Source organism: Streptomyces sp. NPDC036764 (assembly GCF_055609385.1).
Window position 1 is genome coordinate 263,511 of the sequence record NZ_JBVJPT010000002.1, and the last position, 17,603, is coordinate 281,113.

17 protein-coding genes are annotated in these 17,603 nt (G+C 71.4%); 7 read left to right on the forward strand and 10 right to left on the reverse strand.

The genetic code is table 11. The features are described 5' to 3' along the window. Nucleotides 1-6 precede the first annotated feature (6 nt). Nucleotides 7-1,500, forward strand: coding sequence for an MFS transporter (locus tag ACZ69Q_RS12730; RefSeq protein ID WP_471040829.1), 1,494 nt, complete (start codon nucleotides 7-9; stop codon nucleotides 1,498-1,500). A 71-nt stretch (nucleotides 1,501-1,571) separates the two neighbouring features. Next, nucleotides 1,572-1,856 carry a DUF6332 family protein gene (locus ACZ69Q_RS12735; RefSeq protein WP_471040831.1) on the forward strand — a complete coding sequence of 95 codons (285 nt, stop codon included), beginning with the start codon at nucleotides 1,572-1,574 and terminating at the stop codon, nucleotides 1,854-1,856. Here the strand turns inward: ACZ69Q_RS12735 and ACZ69Q_RS12740 are convergent. The 3 genes from ACZ69Q_RS12740 to ACZ69Q_RS12750 all read right to left on the reverse strand — a co-directional run bounded on the left by ACZ69Q_RS12740 (nucleotide 1,817) and on the right by ACZ69Q_RS12750 (nucleotide 4,509). Continuing rightward, on the reverse strand, nucleotides 1,817-2,482 hold the full coding sequence (locus tag ACZ69Q_RS12740; RefSeq protein WP_471040834.1) for a response regulator: 666 nt from the start codon (nucleotides 2,480-2,482) through the stop codon (nucleotides 1,817-1,819). The two genes, ACZ69Q_RS12735 and ACZ69Q_RS12740, sit on opposite strands and share 40 nt — an antisense overlap. Beyond that, nucleotides 2,479-3,723 carry a sensor histidine kinase gene (locus tag ACZ69Q_RS12745; RefSeq protein WP_471040837.1) on the reverse strand — a complete coding sequence of 415 codons (1,245 nt, stop codon included), beginning with the start codon at nucleotides 3,721-3,723 and terminating at the stop codon, nucleotides 2,479-2,481. The genes ACZ69Q_RS12740 and ACZ69Q_RS12745 overlap by 4 nt, the downstream gene beginning before the upstream one ends. Nucleotides 3,724-3,816: 93 nt before the next feature. Further along, nucleotides 3,817-4,509 (reverse strand): TetR/AcrR family transcriptional regulator, encoded by a 693-nt coding sequence (locus ACZ69Q_RS12750; protein ID WP_471040839.1) that lies wholly within the window; start codon nucleotides 4,507-4,509, stop codon nucleotides 3,817-3,819. Between the two features lie 135 nt (nucleotides 4,510-4,644). Between ACZ69Q_RS12750 and ACZ69Q_RS12755 the strand changes: the two genes are divergently transcribed. After that, nucleotides 4,645-5,094, forward strand: a complete 450-nt coding sequence (locus tag ACZ69Q_RS12755) for a nitroreductase family deazaflavin-dependent oxidoreductase (RefSeq protein WP_471040842.1) — start codon at nucleotides 4,645-4,647, stop codon at nucleotides 5,092-5,094. Nucleotides 5,095-5,145: 51 nt separating this feature from the next. Here the strand turns inward: ACZ69Q_RS12755 and ACZ69Q_RS12760 are convergent, their stop codons facing one another. After that, on the reverse strand, nucleotides 5,146-6,384 hold the full coding sequence (locus ACZ69Q_RS12760; protein WP_471040845.1) for a geranylgeranyl reductase family protein: 1,239 nt from the start codon (nucleotides 6,382-6,384) through the stop codon (nucleotides 5,146-5,148). Nucleotides 6,385-6,518: 134 nt separating this feature from the next. Between ACZ69Q_RS12760 and ACZ69Q_RS12765 the strand changes: the two genes are divergently transcribed. Beyond that, nucleotides 6,519-7,874: a M20/M25/M40 family metallo-hydrolase gene (locus ACZ69Q_RS12765; RefSeq protein ID WP_471040847.1), complete on the forward strand. Its 1,356-nt coding sequence runs from the start codon at nucleotides 6,519-6,521 to the stop codon at nucleotides 7,872-7,874. A gap of 173 nt (nucleotides 7,875-8,047) precedes the next feature. On the opposite strand, the gene ACZ69Q_RS12770 is transcribed toward ACZ69Q_RS12765, so the two are convergent. Both ACZ69Q_RS12770 and ACZ69Q_RS12775 read right to left on the reverse strand, forming a co-directional pair. Beyond that, on the reverse strand, nucleotides 8,048-8,269 hold the full coding sequence (locus ACZ69Q_RS12770) for a helix-turn-helix domain-containing protein (RefSeq protein WP_224740315.1): 222 nt from the start codon (nucleotides 8,267-8,269) through the stop codon (nucleotides 8,048-8,050). Continuing rightward, nucleotides 8,269-8,760: a DUF2975 domain-containing protein gene (locus ACZ69Q_RS12775; RefSeq protein WP_471040851.1), complete on the reverse strand. Its 492-nt coding sequence runs from the start codon at nucleotides 8,758-8,760 to the stop codon at nucleotides 8,269-8,271. Before ACZ69Q_RS12775 ends, ACZ69Q_RS12770 begins: the two co-directional genes overlap by 1 nt. Before the next feature lie 125 nt (nucleotides 8,761-8,885). Between ACZ69Q_RS12775 and ACZ69Q_RS12780 the strand changes: the two genes are divergently transcribed. After that, entirely contained in the window at nucleotides 8,886-9,944 is a 1,059-nt protein-coding gene (locus tag ACZ69Q_RS12780) for a protein kinase family protein (protein ID WP_471040854.1), read from the forward strand. Here ACZ69Q_RS12780 and ACZ69Q_RS12785 read toward each other — a convergent pair. The 3 genes from ACZ69Q_RS12785 to ACZ69Q_RS12795 form a co-directional block, all read right to left on the reverse strand. Then, nucleotides 9,911-10,954, reverse strand: coding sequence for an NUDIX hydrolase (locus ACZ69Q_RS12785; protein WP_471040857.1), 1,044 nt, complete (start codon nucleotides 10,952-10,954; stop codon nucleotides 9,911-9,913). The genes ACZ69Q_RS12780 and ACZ69Q_RS12785 overlap by 34 nt on opposite strands. A 144-nt stretch (nucleotides 10,955-11,098) precedes the next feature. Continuing rightward, on the reverse strand, nucleotides 11,099-11,428 hold the full coding sequence (locus ACZ69Q_RS12790) for a hypothetical protein (RefSeq protein ID WP_471041561.1): 330 nt from the start codon (nucleotides 11,426-11,428) through the stop codon (nucleotides 11,099-11,101). A gap of 42 nt (nucleotides 11,429-11,470) precedes the next feature. Next, entirely contained in the window at nucleotides 11,471-12,457 is a 987-nt protein-coding gene (locus ACZ69Q_RS12795) for a TIGR01777 family oxidoreductase (RefSeq protein WP_471040860.1), read from the reverse strand. 203 nt (nucleotides 12,458-12,660) lie between these two features. Here ACZ69Q_RS12795 and ACZ69Q_RS12800 point away from each other — a divergent pair, with 203 nt between their 5' ends. Then, nucleotides 12,661-14,727, forward strand: coding sequence for an NPCBM/NEW2 domain-containing protein (locus tag ACZ69Q_RS12800; protein ID WP_471040863.1), 2,067 nt, complete (start codon nucleotides 12,661-12,663; stop codon nucleotides 14,725-14,727). A 649-nt stretch (nucleotides 14,728-15,376) separates the two neighbouring features. On the opposite strand, the gene ACZ69Q_RS12805 is transcribed toward ACZ69Q_RS12800, so the two are convergent. Beyond that, a complete protein-coding gene (locus ACZ69Q_RS12805; protein WP_471040866.1) occupies nucleotides 15,377-16,327 on the reverse strand; it encodes an ROK family protein in 951 nt (316 codons plus the stop codon). Between the two features lie 169 nt (nucleotides 16,328-16,496). Between ACZ69Q_RS12805 and ACZ69Q_RS12810 the strand changes: the two genes are divergently transcribed. Beyond that, nucleotides 16,497-17,594, forward strand: coding sequence for a LacI family DNA-binding transcriptional regulator (locus ACZ69Q_RS12810; RefSeq protein ID WP_471040869.1), 1,098 nt, complete (start codon nucleotides 16,497-16,499; stop codon nucleotides 17,592-17,594). Nucleotides 17,595-17,603: the final 9 nt, after the last annotated feature.

The following is a 17,603-nucleotide window of genomic DNA, read 5'->3' on the forward strand; positions in this document are numbered from 1 at the left end:
CTCGGCATGACCTCTCCGCTCAACTCCCCGGCGGCCGAGCCCTCCACGGCTCGCTGGACGCCCCGCCTGTGGGGCACCCTGCTGGTGCTGTGCGCCGCGATGTTCCTGGACGCGCTGGACGTGTCGATGGTCGGAGTCGCACTGCCGTCCATCGGCGCCGACCTGGGCCTTTCGACCTCGACCCTGCAATGGATCGTCAGCGGCTACATCCTGGGCTACGGCGGGCTGCTCCTCCTCGGCGGACGTACCGCCGACCTGCTGGGCCGGCGCCAGGTGTTCCTGGTCGCCCTGGGCGTCTTCGCGCTCGCGTCGCTGCTCGGCGGCCTCGTCGACTCGGGGCCACTGCTGATCGCCAGCCGCTTCATCAAGGGCCTGGCGGCGGCGTTCACGGCACCGGCCGGCCTGTCCATCATCACCACGACCTTCGCCGAGGGCCCGGTGCGCAACCGCGCGCTGTCGATCTACACCACCTGCGGCGCCACCGGCTACTCGATGGGCCTCGTCTTCTCCGGCCTGCTCACCGAGGCCAGTTGGCGCCTGACGATGCTGCTGCCCGCGCCGATCGCGCTGATCGCCCTGGCCGTCGGCCTGAAGCTGCTGCCGCGCAGCAAGCGCGAGAAGGCGGAGGGCGGTTACGACATCCCGGGCGCCGTCCTCGGCACCGCCTCGATGCTGCTGCTCGTGTTCACCGTCGTACAGGCCCCCGAGGCAGGCTGGGGCTCGGTCCGCACGATCCTGTCCTTCGTCGCGGTCGCCGTCCTGCTCACCGTCTTCGTCCTCGTCGAGCGGCGCAGCCCGAGCCCGCTGATCCGGCTGGGGGTGCTGCGCTCCGGGGCCCAGGTGCGGGCGCAGTTGGGCGCGCTCACGTTCGTCGGCAGCTACATCGGCTTCCAGTTCTTGGTCACGCTGTACATGCAGCAACTGCTGGGCTGGTCGGCGCTGCACACGGCCCTGGCCTTCCTGCCGGCGGGCGCGCTCGTGGCGCTGTCGGCGACGAAGGTCGGTGCGGTCATCGACCGGTTCGGCACGGCACGGCTGATCGCGGTCGGCTTCGCCCTGATGGTCGCGGGCTACCTGCTCTTCCTGCGCATCGACCTCGACCCGCTCTACGCGGCGGTGATCCTGCCGACGATGCTGTTGGTCGGCTCGGCCTTCGCGCTGACCTTCCCCTCGCTCAACGTCCAGGCCACCAACGGCGTCGACGAGCACGAGCAGGGCATGGTCTCGGGTCTGCTCAACACCTCGGTGCAGGTGGGCGGCGCACTGTTCCTGGCCGTGGTGACGGCGGTCCTGACCGCGAACGCGCCCGAGGAACCGGCGTCCCCGCAGGCCGTGCTGGACAGCTACCTGCCCGCCCTGGTCGTGGTCACCGGGATCGCGGTCGCCGGGCTGCTGATCGCCCTCACCGGACTGCGCCCGCGTCGCACGCAGCGGACCGTCGTGGTCGCCAAGTCCACCGCGAAGGAGGCGGGAGCGGAGCGCGTGGCGGTCCGCGACTGAGGGGAACGCCTCCTGAAAGCGCCCGGCGGAGCCGCTTGCTCCGCCGGGCGCATCCCTGTTTGACTCGGGAGATGGAGAGCCATGGGGGACGGCGCGGTCAGGCGGAACGGGACGCGATCACCGTCGAGATCGGGTACGCGCTGTTCAGCGCCGCGTTCGCGGCGGCGCTGCTGTTCGCGGCGATCGTCGGACCGGCGTACGTCTTCGACCTGTCGAAGGGCACGCGCGGCACACTCGTCGGTGTCGGCGCCACGGTCGCGGTCGTACTGTTCTTCGCCCGCGTCATCAGCGTCCTGACGCGGTTCCGCCGGGAGTCTCAGCCCAGCCATCCCGGCCGGACCAGCCCCGACTCGTAGGCCAGCACCACGAGTTGGGCCCGGTCGCGGGCGCCGAGCTTCACCATGGTGCGGCTGACGTGGGTCTTCGCGGTGAGCGGGCTGACCACCAGGCGGCGGGCGATCTCCTCGTTGGACAGGCCGATGCCGACCAGCGCCATCACCTCCCGCTCCCGCTCGGTGAGTTCGGTGAGGGTGCCGGCGGCCGCGGGTTCCTTGGAGCGGGCGGCGAACTCGGCGATCAGGCGGCGGGTCACGCCGGGCGACAGCAGTGCGTCGCCCTCGACCACGGCCCGTACGGCACGCAGGAGTTCGTCCGGCTCGGTGTCCTTGACCAGGAAGCCGGAGGCGCCCGAGCGGATGGCCTCGAAGACGTACTCGTCGAGTTCGAAGGTGGTGAGCATGACCACCTTCACGCCCGCCAGCGTGTCGTCGTCGGTGATCCGGCGGGTCGCGGCGAGTCCGTCCAGGAGCGGCATGCGGATGTCCATCAGGACGACGTCGGGCCGCAGTTCGCGCACCTTGCGCAGCGCCGCCTCGCCGTCGGCCGCCTCGCCGGCCACCTCGATGTCGGGCTGTGCGTCGAGCAGCGCCCGGAAGCCGGCCCGCACCAGTGACTGGTCGTCGGCGAGCAGTACGCGGATCACCGGTCCTCCTTCGTCTCGGCAGGGGCCTTCAGCGGCAGTACGGCGAGCACCCGGAACCCGCCGTCGCCGCGCGGGCCCGCCTCGATCGTGCCACCGAGCGCGGCCGCCCGCTCCCGCATTCCGGCCAACCCGTTGCCGCTGCCGCCCGCGTCGGCGCCGGTCGCGGGTCCGTCGTCGTCGATACGCAACCGTAGTGTCGCGGCGTCGCCGTGATCGAGGTGCACGCGCGCGTGCCGCGATCCGGAGTGGCGTACGACGTTGGTGAGGGCCTCCTGCACGATACGGAAGGCAGCGAGGTCGGTGCCGGGCGCCAGGCGGGGCGGCTCGCCCTCGACCTCGACGGTGAGGCCTGCGCTCGCGGCCTGCCGGACCAGTTCGGGCAGCCGGTCGAGGCCGGGGGCCGGCGCGCGGGGTGCGTCACCCGGCGTGCGCAGCGTGTCGAGCACCTGGCGGACCTCGCCGAGCGCCTCCTTGCTCTGGGCCTTGATGGTGGTGAGTGCCGTGCGTGCCTGCTCGGGGTCGGTGTCCAGCAGGGCGAGGCCGACGCCCGCCTGGACGTTGATCACGGAGATGCTGTGCGCGAGGACATCGTGCAGCTCGCGCGCGATCCGCAGCCGCTCCTCGTCGGCCCGCCGCCGGGCCGCCTGCGCCCGCTCGGCCCGCTCCTTCACCCACTGCTCGCGTCGCGTCCTGGCCAGCTCCGACACCGCCACGACCGCCGCGACCCAGGCGGCGATCACGCCTTCCTGGCCCCAGGGGGCGGCCGGGTCACCGGAGGGCGGCAGCCACTCGTAGAGCCAGTGGGCCACCAGGACATGGCCGATCCAGAGCACTCCGACCGCCGTCCAGGCGGCTTTGCGGTGCCCCATGACGATGGCGTTGAAGCAGGCCACGGCAACGGTCAGGAAGACCGGCCCGTAGGGGTATCCGGCGCCGAGGTAGAGCATGGCGGCCGCGCTCGTGCCGAACGCGACCGCCACCGGGTGACGCTTGCGCCACAACAGCAGCCCCGCGGCCACGAACAGCAGGACGCGGGCGAACGGGTCGAGATCCTCCCGGTCGTGCTGGCCCCGAGCCGCGAAGGTCGAGCCGGCCAGCACGAAGAACGTGATCAGCAGGGTGGAGCGCCAGGGCCAGCGTGGGACGCGCACATCGCCGTCCTCCCATCGGTCCCACCACGGCGGCCCGTGCCGCCACCACATCGGCGGACCGCCGCCCCGGCGTGCCTGCTGCTCGTCCATGCCCGCCACGCTAGACGTGTCGGCCGCCGGGCGGCGTCACCCGCGCGTGGTGATCACGCGTACTCCCCGCGAAGTACGCCCCCGCCCAGCAGGTCACACCAGGCCGACGCCCCCGGCGAGTCGGGTCACCGCGTGCCGGAAGAACGGCTCCCTGTCCTCCACGACCCGGTTGAACTGCCCGAACAGCTCGAAGCCGACGAGCCCGAAGAGCTGCGCCCAAGCGGCGACGAGGGCCGCGACCGTCGCCGGGGGCAGGTCGGGGGCCAGGTCGGCCGCCATGCGGTCGGCCTCGGCGCGCAGTTCGGCGGGCAGGGCCGGAAGTTCGGTGAGGACATCGCCGAGGTGGGCGTCGCGGACGATGCCGAGAAAGACGAGGCCGACGCGGGAGGCGGGCGGCACCGTGGTCCTCGGCGCGGTGTAGCCGGGCACGGGCGAGCCGTAGATGAGCGCGTACTCGTGCGGATGCCGCAGCGCCCACGTGCGTACGGCCTCCGCCACCGCCGTCCAGCGCCGAACGGGCCCGGCGTCGGCGACCTCGGCGTGCGCGGCTTCGGCGCTCTCGCCGAGGGAGTCGTAGGCGTCGATGATGAGAGCGGTCAGCAGGTCGTCCCGGCTGGGGAAGTACCGGTAGAGCGCGGAGGAGACCATGCCGAGTTCGCGGGCCACGGCGCGCAGCGACAGCTTGGCGGCGCCCTCGGCCGCGAGCTGTCTGCGTGCCTCGTCCTTGATGGCCGCGGTGACTTCCATCCTGGCGCGGGCGCGGGCGCCCTGTGGGGTGCTGCTCATGTGAGGCAGTCTCCCACGAAAGCAAGAGCAGTGCACACAATCGAGAGCACTGCTCTTGCTTTGGATCGCCGTTCTCGTGCACACTGCTCTCAAGCGAGAGCAGTGCTCTCTCAAACTCGTCCTACGGGAGTCCCCATGTCGTCGCCGTACTACCTCAAGGGCAGCCCGCTGAACGTCCGCCTCAACAGCGTGATCGGCTGGCTGGCCCGGCACGGGCTCAGCATCGCGGGCACCGCGGAGATGTCGGTGCGCGGACGCAAGAGCGGCCAGATGCAGCGCATCCCGGTCAACCCGCACACCCACGACGGCGGGCAGTACCTCGTCTCGGCCCGCGGCCACTCGCAGTGGGTGCGCAACATGCGCGCCGCCGGGGGCGGGGAGCTCCGGGTCGGCCGCAAGGTCCGCGAGTTCACCGCCGTGGAGCTTCCCGACGCGGAGAAGCTCCCGCTCCTGCGGACCTATCTGGAGAAGTGGGGCTGGGAGGTCAACCAGTACTTCCAGGGCGTCACGGCGAAGTCCTCCGACGAGGAGATCATCGCCTGCGCCCCCGACCACCCCGTCTTCCGGATCACCGTGAAGAAGTGAGCCGGCGCCTTCGCCGAGCCGGCATCCCCGTCCCGTCAGGAGGCGGCCCCGTCAGGAGGCGGCCTCGTCGCCGGCGGGCGCCTGGCGGTTGTCCATCGCGGTCAGGGCACGCTGGGCCATGGGATGGCTGCGGACGATCTCGCCCAGCGAGGTGGCGCCGCGGGTGATGTCCATGAACGCCTTCCAGGCCGGCCGGAAACCGGTCAGCCCCGCGTGGAAGAGCCCGGGGCGGCGCTCGAACACCGTCAGCAGCCGCTTGCCGACGCTCATCTCGACGCCGAGTCCCGCCTTGATCGCGAAGGCGTAGTTCAGGGCCTGGCGCCGGGTGTCGACCGCGTCGTGCGCCTCGGCGATCCGCACCGCCCACTCCCCCGCGAGCCGCCCCGACCTGAGCGCGAAGGAGATGCCCTCGCGTGTCCACGGCTCCAGCAGTCCCGCCGCGTCACCGCACACCAGCACACGCCCCCGCGACAGCGGGGAGTCGTCGGCGCGGCAGCGGGTCAGATGCCCGGAGGAGATGCTCGGTTCGAAGCCGGCGAGGCCCAGCCGGCCGATGAACTCCTCCAAGTACCGCTTGGTCGCGGCGCCTTCGCCGCGCGCCGAGATGACACCGACCGTAAGCGTGTCGCCCTTGGGGAACACCCAGCCGTAACTGCCCGGGATCGGCCCCCAGTCGATGAGGACCCGCCCCTTCCAGTCCTCGGCGACCGTCTCCGGCACCGGGATCTCCGCCTCCAGGCCGAGATCCACCTGGTCGAGCTTCACCCCGACATGGGCCCCTATGCGGCTCGCGCTGCCGTCGGCGCCGACCACGGCCCGCGCGAGCAGCGTCTCGCCGCCCTGGAGGACGACGGCGACGGAGCGCCGGTCCGGCACCGCCGAGCCGTGCTGTTCGACGCGCTGCACGGTGACGCCCGTACGCAGCTCGGCGCCCGCCTTCTGCGCGTGCTCGACGAGCTGCTGGTCGAACTCCGGGCGGTTGATCAGCCCGAACAGCATCTGCTTGGAGCGGCGGGTACGGGTGAAGCGGCCGTTGTTCGAGAAGGTCACCGCGTGCACCCGGTCCCGGAAGGGCAGCTCGAAGCCGGGTGGGAGTGAGTCACGGGAGGGGCCGATGATGCCGCCGCCGCAGGTCTTGTAGCGCGGCAGCTCGGCTTTCTCCAGCACCAGTACGCGCCGCCCGGCGACCGCCGCCGCGTACGCGGCCGAGGCCCCCGCCGGTCCCGCACCCACCACGACGACGTCCCACACCTGCTGCGCGTCGTCCGCCGAAGAGTTCTCGCTGCTCACGATGGTCTACTGCTCCCGATCAAACCGCATGCCGCTGCTGTCCCCTCGCATCCTACGGCGGGCATCGTCGCAGGCCGCTGTGGGAGGATCACAGCACTCACACGTACAACGTCGCACCCACAAGGAGCGTGCCCATGTCGTCGAATCCGGTCGCCGAGACCGTCGCCTCGCTGATGCCCAGGGCGCGGGCGGAGCTCACCGAACTGGTGGCGTTCAAGTCGGTGGCGGACTTCGACCAGTTCCCGAGGAGTGAGAGCGAAGGCGCCGCCCACTGGGTCGCCGACGCGCTGCGCGCCGAGGGCTTCGAGGACGTCGCCCTGCTGGACACCCCCGACGGCACGCAGTCGGTGTACGGCTACCTGCCCGGACCCGAGGGCGCGAAGACGGTCCTGCTGTACGCCCACTACGACGTGCAGCCCCCGCTGGACGAGGCCGCCTGGAGCACCCCGCCGTTCGAGCTGACCGAGCGCGACGGCCGCTGGTACGGACGCGGGGCCGCCGACTGCAAGGGCGGCCTGATCATGCACCTGCTGGCGCTGCGCGCACTCAAGGCGAACGGCGGCGTGCCGGTGCACCTGAAGGTGATCGCCGAGGGCTCGGAGGAGATGGGCACGGGCGGTCTGGAGCAGTACGCCGAGCAGCACCCCGACCTGCTGGCCGCCGACACCATCGTGATCGGCGACGCGGGCAACTTCCGCGTCGGGCTGCCCACGGTCACCTCGACCCTGCGGGGCATGACCGCGGTGCGCGTGCAGGTCGACACGCTCGAAGGCAACCTGCACTCCGGCCAGTTCGGCGGGGCCGCGCCGGACGCGCTCGGCGCGCTGATCCGCGTACTGGACTCGCTGCGCGCCGAGGACGGTTCGACGACGGTGGACGGGCTGACCGTCGAGTCCTCCTGGCAGGGGCTCCAGTACGAGGAGGAGCAGTTCCGTGCGGACGCCAAGGTCATCGACGGCGTCGAGCTGATCGGCTCCGGCACGGTCGCCGACCGCATCTGGGCACGCCCCGCCGTGACGGTCCTCGGCATCGACTGCCCGCCGGTCGTCGGCGCCACCCCGTCGGTGCAGGCGAGCGCGCGTGCCCTGGTCAGCCTCCGGGTACCGCCGGGCGTGGACGCGGCCGAGGCGACCAAGCTGCTCCAGGCCCACCTGGAGAACCGCACGCCGTGGGGTGCCCGGGTGCGTACCGAGCAGATCGGCCAGGGCCAGCCGTTCCGCGCCGACACGAGCAGCCCGGCGTACCAGGCGATGGCGGACGCGATGGCGGTGGCGTACCCCGGCCAGGACATGCAGTACGCCGGTCAGGGCGGCTCGATCCCGCTGTGCAACACCCTCGCCGCCCTGTACCCGAACGCGGAGATCCTCCTGATCGGCCTGAGCGAGCCGGAGGCGCAGATCCACGCCGTGAACGAGAGCGTGTCGCCGCAGGAGCTGGAGCGGCTGTCGGTCGCCGAGGCGCTGTTCCTGCGCAACTACGCGGCGAGTTGAGCCTGCCGGCTCCGCCTGACGCCGAGGGCCCTGCACACCAGGGCTCTCGGCGTAGTCGCGTGACGATCGCGCCGGCAGATTCCGGTTGCCCGCACCTGCGCTGCAGCGTCCTGGTCAGCGACAAGACCGTCCATGCGGTCGGCCAGGTGCTTTCCCGTCCGCTCCGGGGCACGTCATCCGTCGGCGGCGTCCTCGGCCTCCCAGCGCAGCAGGTCGCCCGGCTGGCACTTGAGCACCTCGCAGAGGGCGGCGAGCGTCGCGAAGCGCACCGCCTTGGCGCGGCCGTTCTTGAGTACCGCCAGGTTGGCGGGCGTGATCCCGACGCGGTCCGCGAGCTCGCCCACGGACATCTTCCGCCGTGCCAGCATCACGTCGATGTCGACGGCGATCGGCATCAGATCACCTCGTCCAACTCGGCCTGCATCTGCGCCGCTTCGACGTCGCGGGCGACGGCCTGGGCGAGCAGCATCCGCAGCACCAGCACGATGAGCGCGACCCCGAGGATGGCCACGCCGATGCCGCCCATGATGACGGTGACGCCCGGGTCCTCCCGCTGGCCCGGTGCGTTGATGGCCGTGACCGTGAACCACACCAGGGCTGCCGCCACGATCGCGCCGATCACGCCGTCCACGTACCGGAAGGCGGCGTGGGAGAAGACGGTTCCGCGTCGCACCATCGACACCAGCCGCCATACGCAGACCACGGCGACCTGGGCCGAGACCATGCCCAGGATCGTGATCACGCGCAGCGGGGTCAGCGGGAGCGACCCGTCCTCCGGGTCGCTCCCGCTGACCAACGCCCACACCATCCCTGCCTGTACGAACACGGTGCCGGCGAGCACCACCACGAGCACGGCGCGAAGCGCACGCACTGCCAGCTTTCCCATGACCCGTCCCTCCATCGAGTTGCGATGGGAATCTATCGAATATCGATAGACCGAGCAAGGGCTGGGAGGTCCGGTTCGATGGAAGAACCGGACACCGCTCTCGTAGATCGTCGATCCTGGTGGGCATGCCACCCTCCCCGCGCCTTCTCGCCCACGCCGAACTGGCCACCTCGCTCGCACTGCTCTCCGACCGCGAACTCGCCGGCCTCGTGGAGTCGGGCACGCCGCTCGGCAGCGGGATCGGTGGGCGGTCGGCGCTGGTCGAGGTGGACGGCAGACGGGTGTTCGTGAAGCGGGTCCCGCTCACCGATGTGGAGGCACGGCCGGAGAACGTCCGCTCCACGGCGAACCTCCTGGGGCTGCCGGCCTTCTTCCACTACGGCATCGGCAGCCCGGGCTTCGGTGCCTGGCGGGAACTCGCGGTGCACACCATGACGACGAACTGGGTCGTCTCCGACCGGTTCCCGGGCTTCCCGCTCACCCATCACTGGCGGATCCTGCCCCAGCCGCCACAGCCCCTGGCCGGCGAACTGGCCGACGTGGAACGGGCCGTCGCCTACTGGGGCGGCGGACCACAGGTGCGCGAGCGCATCGAGCAACTGCGGACGGCGTCCGCGAGCCTGACGCTGTTCCTCGAGTACGTCCCGCACACCCTGCACGACTGGCTGGACGCCCGGGTGCGCACGGACGAGGCCGACGCCGCGTGCGCCTTCGTGGAGAAGGAGCTCACGGCCGTGACCGACTTCCTGCGCGAGGAGCGCCTGCTGCACTTCGACGCCCACTTCCAGAACTTCCTCACCGACGGGCACCGGCTCTACCTGGCCGACTACGGCCTCGCCCTCTCGGCCCGCTTCCCCCTCACCGCCTGGGAGCGGGACTTCTTCGAGCGGCACCGGGACTACGACCGCGTCTACACCGCCTTCCACCACGTGAACTGGCTCGCGACCGCCCTGTACGGGCATGACCGGGACGGACACGAGGCCTTCGTGCGCGCCTGTGCCGACGGCGAACCGGCCCGGGGGATCCCGCGGGCCGCCGCGGACATCATCGAGCGGTACGCGCCGCTCGCCGCCGTCATGGGCGACTTCGCCCGGCGGCTTCAGAACGAGAGCAGGCTGACCCCGTTCCCGCACGCCGAGCTCCGGCTCGCTCAGGAAGGCGCCGGAATGCCCGCCTCCAGGTAGAGCGCGGCTCCGCGTTCGCGCGCCCGCAGCGCCCAGCGCAGCCGCTCGTAGCGCACCGGCGGCAGCAGATGGGCGGCCTCCTCCTCGGTGACGAAGCGCCAGTCGCGCAGCTCGGGGCCGGGCAGCAGCAGGCGTTCTGCCACCTCGGAGTCGAGCCGGCCGCCGTCGAAGAGCAGCCGCAGACCGCCGTAGCCGGGAGGAACGGGCCGCTCCCAGTCGACGACCAGGAGGCGCGGTACGTCGTCGAGCCGTATCCCCGTCTCCTCGGCGACCTCGCGCATGCCCGCCCGCGCGGGTGCCTCGCCGCGCTCGACGACACCGCCGGGGAACTCCCAGCCGGCCTTGTAGGTGGGGTCGACGAGCAGCACCCGGTCCTGCTCGTCGAAGAGGAGGACGCCCGCGGCGAGGGTCTCGGCGGTCGGTTCGGGCGTCTGCACGATGTCACAGACGGGAACCGTCCCGTCACCGACCGCCTCGGCGATCCGGACAGCACTCTCGTACGGCGTCAGGCCGCTGTTGTCGACCGGGTAGGCGTCGGCGGTGAGCCAGGAAGCGAGCGCGGCGCGGAACGGCTCTATGTGGTCGTACGACCACTGCCGGATCCGTATCTCGCCGTCGGGCAGCTCGGGCGGGATCTCCCGCCCCGCTATTCGCTCCCGCAGGATCGTTTCCGCCGGGGCGAGGAGCACATGCTGGACGGTGATACGGCGGGCGGCGAGACCGCCGAAGATCTCGTCGCGGTACTCCTGGCGCAGCAGCGTCATCGGGACCACGAGGGTCCCGCCGAGCTCGGCGTGCAGTGCGGCAGCCGTGTCGATCACGAGACGGCGCCAGATCGGCAGGTCCTGGAAGTCACCGACCTCGGTGAGGTGTTTGGGCGGGAGCAGATGGTTGAGTGCTCCGCCGATGACCTCGGGGTCGAAGAGCGTGCTGTTCGGGATCAGCTCGATCAGTTCCCGTGCGGTGGTGGTCTTCCCCGCACCGAAAGCGCCGTTGATCCAGACGATCACGTTTCCCCCTCTTCTATTGGCCCCCTGTGGCTTGCCCGCTCCACCCTGCCACGGAAACCAGCTCCCGTAGAGGGCGCATGACAACGGCGCCGGAGCCCCCTCGAATGCGGGCCGCGGCGCCGTGCGGTCGGGTCGGCGAGGTCGTCAGCCCTTCTTGCCGGGCTTCCCGTGCGGGGCGTTGTTCACGGCCCGGTCAGTCTCGCGGTTGATCGCCTTGCCGAAGGTGTCCAGGGTCTGGTCCACGTTGATCCCGGCGAGCTTGGTCGGAGCCGTCGTGCCCAGGCCACCGAGCTTCTTGCCGCTCATGTCCAGCCCGGCGGCCTTGATCTGACCGCCGGTGGTGCCGGGCAGCCCGGCTGAAGGAGACCCGGTGCCGGAGGTGCCGGAGTTCTCGACCGAGTGGGACGGAGTGACCGCCGCGACGACGAATCCGGTGGCCAGGGAGGCAATGGCGAGCATGCTGCGCTTCTTCATGGCCGGTTCAACTGTGAAACGGCCATGGAGTCACGCCCCACCTCAGGACGAACCGGACACCAGCGCGCCCTCGTCGCCGACCCGGCCCCGATCGCCCCGCCGCCGGCGTACCAGATCACCGGCCGCTTCCGGCCAGCCCGTGTAGGCGAAGTCGAACCCTTCGGCGAGCAGCCGGCCGGGGACTACACGCCGGCTCTTCAGCAGGAGCTCGGTGTCCGTGCGCAGGGCGAACGCACCGAGCTCGGCCATGGCCTTCGTCGCGGGCAGGCCGAGCGGGACACCCCAGGCCGAGCGCAGTTCCCGCATGAACGCGCGCTGCGGCAGGGGCTGCGGAGCTGCGAGGTTCACCGGCCCGTGCAGGTCGTCCCGCTCGACCAGGAACTCGACCGCGCGCACGAAGTCCCGGTCGTGGATCCATGAGACGTACTGCTTGCCGCCCGCCACAGGGCCGCCGAGCCCCAGTCGGGCGAGCCGCAGCAGGATGTCGAAGACGCCGCCGCGATCGGGGCTCATCACCATGGCGGAACGCAGGGCGACCTTGCGGGTGTGCGGCGTGTCCGCCATCTCCTGCGCCCTCTCCCAGGCCCTGGCGATCTCGACGCTGTAGGACCAGTAGTCCGGCACATCTGGCTCGCGGCCGCCGATGACACCGGTCGCCTCGTCGTTCGGGGCGTCGAACCGGTGGGCGTAGACGGTTGCCGTGCTCATCTGGAGCCAGACCTTCGGCGGCCGGCCGGCAGCGGCGATCGCCTCGCCCACGACCTCCGTGGACTGCACCCGCGAATCCATCATGGCCCGCAGATTGGCCGGAGTGTAGCGGCAGCTCACACTGCGCCCGGCGAGGTTGATCACGACGTCGCTGCCGTCGATCTCCTCGGCCCACGGACCCCATGTGCGCCCGTCCCACTCGACCTCGCCTTCACGCGTGGGCCGCCGGGTCAGTACGACGACGTCGTGGCCCGCCCCGGTCAGCGCACGGTTCAGGATCGTGCCCACCTGCCCGGTTCCCCCGGGAATCACTATCTTCATCGGCTCCCCCTCGGTGTGAGAGGAAGCCTAGCGCAGAGTGTTGAACATGTTCAAAAAGCGCGTCGTAAAAATCGAGCCACACACATAGGTTCGCTACGCACCACTTTCCAACACACTCCGACAGGTTCTACCGTGAGCGAATCATGACGCGTACATGTCGTCATCGCGTCATCCCGATTTCGCAGGTTCGGAGGAACGTGACGATGCGTCACCTTCACACCCGTACAACCCGAAGAAGGCTGCTTGGCGCGCTCGCGGCAGGGCTGCTGTGCGCTATGGGGCTCGCCGTTCCGGCGGCCGGCGCGGCACCCGGCGCGCCGGCCATGGACGCCGTGGACGCCGTGGACGCCGTGGACGCCGTGGACGCCGTGGACGCCGTGGACGACGGTCTCGCGCTCACCCCGCCCATGGGCTTCAACAACTGGAACTCCACCCACTGCCGGGCCGACTTCAACGAGGCCATGGTCAAAGGGATCGCGGACATCTTCGTGGAGAGGGGCCTCAAGGACGCCGGATACGAGTACGTCAACCTCGACGACTGCTGGGCCCTGCCCGCCAGGGACGCGAACGGCAAGCTCGTGCCCGACCCGGTCCGCTTCCCGGGCGGGATCAAGGCGGTCGCGGACTATGTGCACGCCAAGGGCCTGAAACTCGGCATCTACACGAGCGCGGGCACCAAGACCTGCAACACCGCCGGCTTCCCCGGCGCCCTCGGCCATGAGTACAGCGACGCGCAGCAGTTCGCGGACTGGGGCGTGGACTACCTCAAGTACGACAACTGCAACAACCAGGGCGTGGACGCCAAGCAGCGCTACACGACCATGCGTGACGCGCTCGCGGCCACCGGCCGGCCGATCGTCTACAGCATCTGCGAATGGGGCGAGAACAAGCCCTGGGAATGGGCCGCGGACGTCGGGCATCTGTGGCGTACGACCGGTGACATCAGCGACAACTGGGGCTCGATGCTGTCGATCCTCAAGCAGAACCTGCCGCTCGCGCCGCATGCCGGTCCCGGCCGCTGGAACGACCCCGACATGCTGGAGGTCGGCAACGGCGGCATGACGGACACCGAGTACCGCTCGCACTTCTCGATGTGGTCGATCATGGCGGCGCCGCTGCTGATCGGCTCCGATCTGCGGTCGGCCTCCGAGGCGACCTTCGAGATCCTCGGCAATCGCGAGGTCATCGCGGTCGACCAGGACCCGCTGGGCAAGCAGGGCGCCGTCGTCTCCTCCGCGGGCGGACGCTGGGTTGTCACCAAGGAGATGCGGGACGGCAGCCGCGCGGTGGCGCTGTTCAACGAGTCCGGCACCGCCCAGCGCATCAGCACGAGCGCCGCGGCGGTCGGGCTGCCTGCCGCTGACGCGTACACGATGCGCGACCTGTGGCAGCACCGCAGCTACAACACCGCGGGCACGATCTCCGCGACCGTCCCCGCGCACGGCACGGTCCTTTTCCGCGTGCAGGCAGACGGCCGGTGGGCGCAGCACCCGCCGGCCGTCGAACTCGGCCTGGAAGGCGGCCCGTTGTTCGAGGCGGGCCGGACGGCCGCGCTGACCTCGACGGTCACCGACCTCGGGCGGACGGCTGCCAAGCGCGTGTCCGTCTCGCTGACCGGGCCCGCGGGCTGGTCCGTCAAGGCGACGTCGCCGACCGCATCGCCCTCGCTCCCGAGCGGCCGGTCCCTGCGCACCGAGTGGGCGGTCAGGGCGCCGGCGGGAACGCCCTTGGGGTCGTACGGCCTCACCCTGAAGGCGAGTTACCGCTCACCGTCCGGCGTTCGCGTCGACAGCGCGCTGCCGCTGACCGCGACCGTGGTGGCACCACCGCCTGCGGGAACGTCGGGGCTCGGTGACCTCCCCTGGCTGTCGGCCACCAACGGGTGGGGCCCCGTCGAGCGCGACACCAGCAACGGCGAGAGCGCTGCCGGTGACGGCCATCCGATCACCGTCGGCGGCGTCGTGTACGGCACGGGGCTCGGCGTCCACGCCGAGAGCGCCGTCGAGTTCTACGCCGGCGGCGCATGCGAGACGGTGACCGCGCAGGTCGGGGTCGACGACGAGGAGGGCACGGACGGCACCGTCGCCTTCGAGATCTGGGCGGACGGCGTGAAGGCCGCCTCGACCGGAGTTCTCACCAACGCGATGCCGGCCCAGCCGATCACGGCCGACGTGACCGGCGCCCAGGTCGTCCGACTGGTCGCCACGGACGGCGGCGACGGCATCACATCGGACCACGGGGACTGGGCGGAGGCGCGGTTGAGTTGTTGAGCGAGGGGACGGGTATGCCTGCGGCTGTGTGGGGGTGCGCGTAGCGCCAACGGTTCGGTGGGTGGGTCGGGGCCGCGCCGGGGGGTGTCCGTCCTCGGTCGGGCGGTTGCTGCCGGGCAGAGAGGAGCCGTTCCTTGACGCCCGCCGCTGCGGGCGGACACCCCCCGGCACGTCCCCTTACGCCGTACGCGACTGCGACTCCCTGGGGGCGCGGGGAACTGCGCAACCGGTTGCGGCGCCTGCGGTCACATCTTGGCGCAGGCCCACTCCAACCCCCTGTCTTTCAGGGGCGCGGGGAACTGCGCGACCGGTTGCGAAGGCTGCGGTCACATCTTGGCGCAGGCCCACTCCAACCCCCTGTCTTTCAGGGGCGCGGGGAACTGCGCGACCGGTTGCGAAGGCTGCGGTCACGTCTTGGCGCGGGCCGGCTGCAACCCCCTTCTTTTAGGGGCGCGGGGAACTGCGCGACCAGCCACTACGGATCCGCGGCCGCCGTACGTGGTCGAGGCCCGCGGCCCCTCGTGGCGCAGGCCGGCTGCAACCCCCTGTCTTTCAGGGGCGCGGGGAACTGCGCGACCAGCCCCCACGGACCCGCGGCCGCCGTGCGCGACGGGCCGCACGCCGGTGAGTGAACGTTCCGCCGTTCGCCTCACACGCCCGCCGCCGCGTCCGCCTTCCGTGCGAGGGCGGCCGCCGCGGCGCCCACCAGGCCCGCGTCCGTGCCCATCTGCGCGGGCACGATCGCCAGGCGCTGGACGAAGGACAGGGTGGCGTAGTCGCTAAGCGCCTTGCGCAGAGGGGTGAAGAGGACGTCGCCTGCCTTGCCGACTCCCCCGCCGATCACCGCGATGTCGATCTCGACGAGAGTCGCGGTGGCCGCGATCCCGGCGGCCAGGGCCTGCGCGGCCCGCTCGAAGGAGGCCACGGCGACCGGGTCGCCGTCCTGCGCGGAGGCGGCCACCGCGGCGGCGGACGTGTCGCCGTCCGGGCCGGGAAGCCAGCCGTTCTCGATCGCCCGCCGGGCGATGTTCGGACCGCTCGCGATGCGCTCCACGCAGCCGCGCGACCCGCACGGACACAGATCGCCGTCCAGATCGACACTGATGTGGCCGATGTGACCGGCGTTGCCGGTGGGGCCGGGGTGCAGTCGGCCGTTCAGGACCAGGCCGCCGCCGACGCCCGTCGAGACGACCATGCAGAGCGCGTTGTCGTGCCCCCGGGCGGCTCCCTGCCAGTGCTCGGCCGCCGTGATGGCCACGCCGTCGCCGATCAGCTCGACGGGCAGGCCACCGGCCGCCTCGCGGACGCGCCTGACCAGCGGATAGTCGCGCCAGCCGGGCACGTTCACCGGACTCACGGTGCCCGCGGAGGCATCCACCGGGCCCGCGCTGCCGATGCCGAGGGCCGTGGCGTGCCCCCACAGAGGCGATACGGTGAGCTCGCCGACGACCTCCTCGACGGCCCGCATCACCGTCTCACCGTCCTCCCGCGCGGGAGTGGCGCGCTGGGCCCGGGCCACGATCGTGCCGTGGCCGTCCACCAGCGCTCCGGCGATCTTGGTGCCGCCGATGTCGAGCGCAGCCACGAGGTCGGTGTGCATCAGTGTCAGTTCTCCCCGTCAACCATTCGGAACTCCCCGTCAACCACGGGAATTATGAGAGCCGGTCTCGCGGTGGGGACGCAGGCCGGAGATTGCGGTGGACAGTGTCTCCCGGATCTGACAACGTTGTCCAGGCTCTATGCTCGACGCCACATCCTCATACAAACCCATGGACCTACGCACCCCCGTGGACGACGACAGGACAGGACACCGCATCGTGCCCGAGACCATCCGCCGATCCGACCGCGCGCCCGAGAACCGATACGGCAACCGTCCCACCATGAAGGACGTCGCCGCGCGTGCCGGAGTCGGCCTGAAGACCGTCTCGCGCGTGGTCAACGGTGAGCCCGGGGTCACCCCGGAGACGGAGCGGCGCGTCCAGGAGGCCATCGACGCCCTCGGCTTTCGCCGCAACGACAGCGCTCGGGTGCTGCGCAAGGGCCGCACGGCGAGCATCGGACTGGTCCTGGAGGATCTCGCGGACCCCTTCTACGGACCGCTCAGCCGCGCGGTCGAGGAGGTCGCCCGGGCGCACGGAGCCCTGCTGATCAACGGATCCAGCGCCGAGGACCCGGACCGCGAGCAGGAACTGGCGCTGGCGCTGTGCGCGCGCCGGGTGGACGGGCTCGTGATCATTCCGGCCGGTGACGACCACCGGTACCTGGAGCCCGAGCTCAAGGCGGGCGTCGCCACGGTGTTCGTCGACCGTCCGGCGGGGAACATCGACGCCGACTGCGTCCTGGCCGACAACCACGGCGGGGCCCGCGACGGCGTCGCCCACCTCATCGCGCACGGCCACAGCCGCATCGGCTTCATCGGCGACATGCCCCGCATCCACACGGCCGCGGAGCGGCTGCGCGGCTATCGGGCCGCCATGGAGGACGCGGGCATACCGGTGGAGGACTCCTGGATGTCCCTCGGGGGCACCGACCCGGAGCGGGTGCGCCGGGCGGCCGAGGAGATGCTCACCGGCCCCTCCCCCGTGACCGCGATCTTCACGGGCAACAACCGTGTGACGGTCACCGTCATCCGTGTTCTCGCCGAGCAGCCCCGTCCCGTCGCCCTCGTCGGCTTCGACGACATCGAGCTCGCCGATCTGCTCCAGCCGGGCGTCACCGTCGTCGCCCAGGACGCCGCGGCCCTCGGCCGTACCGCCGCCGAGCGGCTGTTCCGCCAGCTCGACGGCACGCTGGTCACCCCGGAGCGCATCGAGTTGCCCACGCGGCTGATCGCCCGCGGCTCGGGCGAGCTGCCGCCGGCGCGCTGAGAGGAGCGA

Excerpts from the sequence above, each read along its gene's own strand:
- ACZ69Q_RS12735 (WP_471040831.1), top strand. The coding sequence starts at position 1,572 with ATGGAGAGCCATGGGGGACGGCGCGGTCAGGCGGAACGGGACGCGATC.
- ACZ69Q_RS12750 (WP_471040839.1), bottom strand. The coding sequence starts at position 4,509 with ATGAGCAGCACCCCACAGGGCGCCCGCGCCCGCGCCAGGATGGAAGTC.
- ACZ69Q_RS12775 (WP_471040851.1), bottom strand. The coding sequence starts at position 8,760 with ATGGGAAAGCTGGCAGTGCGTGCGCTTCGCGCCGTGCTCGTGGTGGTG.
- ACZ69Q_RS12800 (WP_471040863.1), top strand. The coding sequence starts at position 12,661 with ATGCGTCACCTTCACACCCGTACAACCCGAAGAAGGCTGCTTGGCGCG.
- ACZ69Q_RS12755 (WP_471040842.1), top strand. The coding sequence starts at position 4,645 with ATGTCGTCGCCGTACTACCTCAAGGGCAGCCCGCTGAACGTCCGCCTC.
- ACZ69Q_RS12730 (WP_471040829.1), top strand. The coding sequence starts at position 7 with ATGACCTCTCCGCTCAACTCCCCGGCGGCCGAGCCCTCCACGGCTCGC.
- ACZ69Q_RS12780 (WP_471040854.1), top strand. The coding sequence starts at position 8,886 with ATGCCACCCTCCCCGCGCCTTCTCGCCCACGCCGAACTGGCCACCTCG.
- ACZ69Q_RS12790 (WP_471041561.1), bottom strand. The coding sequence starts at position 11,428 with ATGAAGAAGCGCAGCATGCTCGCCATTGCCTCCCTGGCCACCGGATTC.
- ACZ69Q_RS12795 (WP_471040860.1), bottom strand. The coding sequence starts at position 12,457 with ATGAAGATAGTGATTCCCGGGGGAACCGGGCAGGTGGGCACGATCCTG.
- ACZ69Q_RS12765 (WP_471040847.1), top strand. The coding sequence starts at position 6,519 with ATGTCGTCGAATCCGGTCGCCGAGACCGTCGCCTCGCTGATGCCCAGG.
- ACZ69Q_RS12805 (WP_471040866.1), bottom strand. The coding sequence starts at position 16,327 with ATGCACACCGACCTCGTGGCTGCGCTCGACATCGGCGGCACCAAGATC.
- ACZ69Q_RS12810 (WP_471040869.1), top strand. The coding sequence starts at position 16,497 with ATGGACCTACGCACCCCCGTGGACGACGACAGGACAGGACACCGCATC.
- ACZ69Q_RS12770 (WP_224740315.1), bottom strand. The coding sequence starts at position 8,269 with ATGCCGATCGCCGTCGACATCGACGTGATGCTGGCACGGCGGAAGATG.
- ACZ69Q_RS12745 (WP_471040837.1), bottom strand. The coding sequence starts at position 3,723 with ATGGACGAGCAGCAGGCACGCCGGGGCGGCGGTCCGCCGATGTGGTGG.